Source organism: Stenotrophomonas capsici (assembly GCF_034961085.1).
Classification (GTDB): domain Bacteria; phylum Pseudomonadota; class Gammaproteobacteria; order Xanthomonadales; family Xanthomonadaceae; genus Stenotrophomonas; species Stenotrophomonas capsici.
The window spans coordinates 1-4370 of sequence record NZ_JAYFUH010000252.1 but is presented as its reverse complement, the minus strand read 5'-3'; the positions used below and the strand labels follow the sequence as shown (position 1 = coordinate 4370).

At 69.4% G+C, this 4370-nt stretch carries 6 protein-coding genes; 1 reads left to right on the top strand and 5 read right to left on the bottom strand.

The genetic code is table 11. The features are described from left to right. From VA603_RS18105 to aroE, 3 genes are all read right to left on the bottom strand, one after another. Positions 1–1080 (bottom strand): ATP-dependent DNA helicase DinG (locus VA603_RS18105; RefSeq protein WP_486679299.1); only part of this gene is annotated, 1080 nt, incomplete at its 3' end. Positions 1081–1155: 75 nt separating this feature from the next. Further along, positions 1156–1512 (bottom strand): hypothetical protein, encoded by a 357-nt coding sequence (locus tag VA603_RS18100; RefSeq protein ID WP_132863727.1) that lies wholly within the window; start codon positions 1510–1512, stop codon positions 1156–1158. An 8-nt stretch (positions 1513–1520) separates the two neighbouring features. After that, positions 1521–2369: a shikimate dehydrogenase gene (aroE, locus tag VA603_RS18095; protein WP_323439663.1), complete on the bottom strand. Its 849-nt coding sequence runs from the start codon at positions 2367–2369 to the stop codon at positions 1521–1523. Positions 2370–2422: 53 nt separating this feature from the next. Here aroE and VA603_RS18090 point away from each other — a divergent pair, with 53 nt between their 5' ends. After that, the gene (locus VA603_RS18090; RefSeq protein ID WP_323439662.1) at positions 2423–3301 is read left to right on the top strand and encodes a TolB family protein; all 879 of its coding nucleotides are present in this window, start codon (positions 2423–2425) and stop codon (positions 3299–3301) included. A gap of 189 nt (positions 3302–3490) precedes the next feature. Here the strand turns inward: VA603_RS18090 and VA603_RS18085 are convergent, their stop codons facing one another. After that, entirely contained in the window at positions 3491–3766 is a 276-nt protein-coding gene (locus tag VA603_RS18085) for an SHOCT domain-containing protein (RefSeq protein ID WP_323439661.1), read from the bottom strand. Between the two features lies 1 nt (position 3767). Continuing rightward, positions 3768–4370: porphobilinogen synthase (gene hemB / locus VA603_RS18080; RefSeq protein WP_323439660.1), on the bottom strand; the 603-nt coding region annotated here is incomplete at its 5' end.

Here is a 4370-nt window from a genome sequence, read left to right as displayed (position 1 = left end):
CTGCTTCCATGCCTCCGGCAGGCGGCCGTTGGCGGCGCGCCACATCGGCTCGCGCTCGTCGGGCTGCGGGATCCACACATGCGCGATCTCGTCGCGGAAGCCCTTGAGCAGCTTGCTGACCCGCGAAGCCACCTCGATGGCCTCGTTGGGCAGCAGGTTGCCGATCTTGTCCTTGTCCACCGCGCGGTAGGCGCCGGCGATCAGGATCTGCAGGCGGCCGGTGCGCTTGGCCATGTCGTCCAGCGGCAGGAACGCCGCGCCCTGGTCGATGGCAACGTTGCCGATGTGGTGGCCTTCGTCCAGCACCAGCAGCATGTCAGCGGGCGGGGCGATCAACGGCTGGCCGCTGTCGCTCTCGCCGATGGACAGCGCCGACAGCAGCAGGGCGTGGTTGGTCACCACGATCTGCGCGTCGCGCACCTCGTTGCGTGCGCGCAGCACCGGGCATTGCGCCGAATAGGCACAGCGCCGGCCGGCGCAGGCCGAGGCCGGCGTGGTGATGCGCATGCGCAAGGTGGGGGTGACGGTTTCCGGCGCGTTGTCCAGGTCGCCGTTCCAGCGGCCCTCGATGAAGGCCTTGGTCAGCTTCTCGGCCACGTCCATCTCGATCGGCGCCAGCGGCCGGTCGTAGAGCGGCACGTCGTCGCCGAACATGCCTTCCTGCACGCCCTCGCCCTGTGCCTCGGCGGCATTGCGCGTGCACAGGTAACGGGTGCGGCCCTTGGCCAGCGCCACCGTGGCCTGCAGGCCCGTGGCCTTGAGGAAATTGGGGATGTCGCGCTCGACCAGCTGCGACTGCAGCGCCACCGTGCCGGTGCTGATGACCAGCTTCTTCCTGCTGGCCAGCGCGATCGGCACGCCGGCGGTGAGATAGCCCAGGCTCTTGCCGACGCCGGTGGGCGCTTCGACCACGCCGACGTTGCCGGTGGCCAGCGCGCGCGAGACCACGCCGATCATCTGGCTCTGCGAGCGGCGCGTGCTGAAGCCGGGGGTATTGGCCTGCAGCTTGGCGTAGGCGTCGCGGATGCCGGCTTTCAGGTCTTCGGTCAGCGTCCGGGGTGCTTCTACTTTTTCCGTCACGCCAACCTGCCACCTGCTCCGTTCAAGGCGGGCATTTTCCCATACCCGCCCGCATTCACCGAATGCGCCGCCGGCTCAGGGTTTGCCGCCCGCGGCGGGACGCCGCAGCGCCTGCGCCACGCCCCATGCCAGCAGGATGAAGCCGGCCGCCTCCAGCAGCGAAAGCCCGATGTGGACGACGCTGAGCAGCGTATTCAGCCCGCTCAGCGCGCCGTAGTTGCCCTGCGCCAGGAACAGCAATGGCAGCACCGCCAACCCACCGCCCACCACGGTGCACAGCAGCAGCACCGACAAGCCCCACAGCACCATCTGGCGTGGCCGGCTCGACGGGGTATCGAACACCATCATCACCGCCACACCCAGCGCGATGATGATCGGCAGCCGGTAACCAATGGAAACCAGCAGCGTGGACAACAGCTCGGTACTGTTCATCGCGCCACTCAGTCCGCGGTGACCAGCAGCGCGTCGCCCGCGCGCAGCTCGGCGTAGATCGCATCGGTCTCCGGACGCATGCCGTGCCATTGCTGGAAGCTCTCGGCGGCCTGCTCGACCAGCATGCCCAGGCCATCGAAGCTGTTGCGGCAACCGGCCGCACGCGCCCAGGCCAGGAACGGGATGGAGGCCTCGCCGTAGTTCAGGTCAACCGCGGTGGTCATGCTGTTGACCAGCGACAGCGGCAGGCTGAAGCCACTCTCGTTGCCGCGCGCGGCCGAGGTGGCGTTGATGATCAGTTCGAAGTCGCCCTGCTCGCGCAACTGCTCCCAGTAGGCGGAGATGGCGCGGCCGGGTTCGCTCATCGCATCGACCAGCGCATCGGCACGCTCCGGCGAGCGGTTGACCACGATCAGCTCGAGGATGCCGGCATCCAGCAGCGCCGGCGCCACGCCGCGCGCGGCGCCACCGGCACCGAGCAGCAGCACGCGGCGACCACGCAGGTCCAGGCCGTGGCGGCCGGTGAGGTCACGCACCAGGCCGATGCCGTCGGTGTTGTCACCGTGCCAGCGCTCGCCCTTGCGCAACAGCGTGTTGACCGCGCCGGCGCGCTGCGCGCGCGAGGTGATGGTGCTGCACAGGGCGAAGGCGGCTTCCTTGTGCGGCAGGGTCACGTTGGCGCCCACGCCACCGTCGGCGGCAAAGGCTTCCAGCGCGGCCGGGAACTGTTCCGGCGAGGCCTCGATGGCGCGGTAGTCCACCGCGATGCCATGGGCCTTGCCGAACGCGGTCTGGATGCGCGGTGATTGCGAGTGGGCGATGGGCTGACCAAATACGGCGTAGCGGGGCGCGCTCATGGGTTTCCTCTGCATGACCTAGACTGGACGCGACCTTCACCTGCGGAACCCTGATGCGGACCCGACCACTGCTGCTCGCGCTGACTGCGAGTCTACTCTGTACCCCGGCAGCCTCGGCGCTTTCCGAGTTCGGCATCGAGGGCATGGGGGTGGTCTCCACCCGCGCCGACGAACTGCGCGCCACGCTCAGCGCCGACGGGCAGCGCATCGTCTGGGCCAGCAACCGCGACGGCGGCGCCGGCGGCTGGGACCTGTGGCAGGCCACGCTGCAGGACAAGCGCTGGGTGGACCCACGGCCACTGTCGCTCAACAGCGCGGCCGACGAGGTGGATCCGTTCCTCAGCACGGACGGCCACTGGCTGTACTTCGCCTCCAACCGCACCGGTGGCCAGGGTGGGTTCGACCTGTACCGCGCGCCGCTCGCGGCCGACGGCCACATCGGTGCGCCGCAGCGGCTGGACGGACCGGTCAACGGCCGCCAGGACGAACGCTCTCCCGCCCTGGCCGACGACGGGCGGTTGCTGTTCGCCAGCAACCGTACCGGCGGTGTGGGCGGCTGGGACCTGTGGACGGCGGCCCGCGCCGGCGACGGTTTCGCCGCACCGACTCCGATGGCCGGCATCAACAGCGCCGCCGATGAAGTCGATGGCAGCTGGCTGGGCGGTGGCCGTGCGGTGGTATTCGCCCGTGCCGCGGCGGGCGGCGGCGCGCAGACCTGGGTCGCGCAGTGCCAACAGGCGGCCTGGGGTACGGCCACGCTGCTGGGGCTGTCGTTCAACAGCCAGGACGGTGATACCCGCGGGGCCGTGCTTGATGCCAACAAGCCCGCCGAGCTGGTGCTCAGCGGCAAGGCGCGGGCACCGCGGGCCGGCGGACTGGATCTCTACCGGATGAAGGCGCCGGTGGTGGATGGCAGCGACGACTGCCGCTAGCCACGCGCGAAGAGCACCCCTCCCTGGCCCTCCCCTTGGCTGCGCCAAAGGGAGGGGGCAGGAGCGTGGTTTCGCGATGACCTGACCGACCGGCGTGAATCACCCCCTCCCTTTGGCGCAGCCAAGGGGAGGGCCGGGGAGGGGTGCCTGGCACCACGCGCGGGAAGGAAGCTTCCGCGCGAAAACCGCTCAGCCCTTCAGCAACTCGGCGCGCTGCTTCTCGTACTCGGCCTCGCCGATCTGGCCACGCTCCTTGAGCTGGCTCAACGCGCGCAGGCGGGCATCGGCCTCGGGCTGCAATGCGGCTTCACGCTGCAGCCGCTCGGCGGCCGAGTGCAGCTCGGCCGGGCGACGGCGCGCACGCACGATCGCCACGATCACCGCCAGGGTCACCGCCGCGAATATGCCCACCCCGGCCAGCCACACCACCCAGTGGTACACCTGCACGCCTGCACTCGGTTCCATCTCAGTCCTCCTTCAACCAGCGCGCGATCTGCGGCGCGTAGTAGGTCAACACGCCATCGGCACCGGCGCGCTTGAAGCCGATCATCGTCTCCATCACGCACGCGCGCTCGTCCAGCCAGCCGTTGAGCGCGGCGGCCTTGAGCATCGCGTACTCACCGCTGACGTGGTACGCGAAGGTCGGCACGCCGAACTCCTGCTTCACCCGGCGCACGATATCCAGGTACGGCATGCCCGGCTTGACCATGACCATGTCCGCGCCTTCCTCCAGGTCCAGCGCGATCTCGCGCATGGCCTCGTCGCTGTTGGCCGGGTCCATCTGGTAGGTCTTCTTGTCGGCCTTGCCCAGGTTGCCGGAGCTGCCCACCGCATCGCGGAACGGGCCATAGAAGGCCGAGGCGTACTTGGCCGAATAGGCCATGATCCGGCAGTTGATGTGACCGGCGGCGTCCAGCGCGCGGCGGATGGCGCCGATGCGGCCATCCATCATGTCCGATGGCGAGACGATGTCCACGCCAGCCTGCGCATGCGAGACCGACTGCTTCACCAGCGCCTCGACGGTGATGTCGTTGAGCACGTAGCCGCGCTCGTCGATGATGCCGTCCTG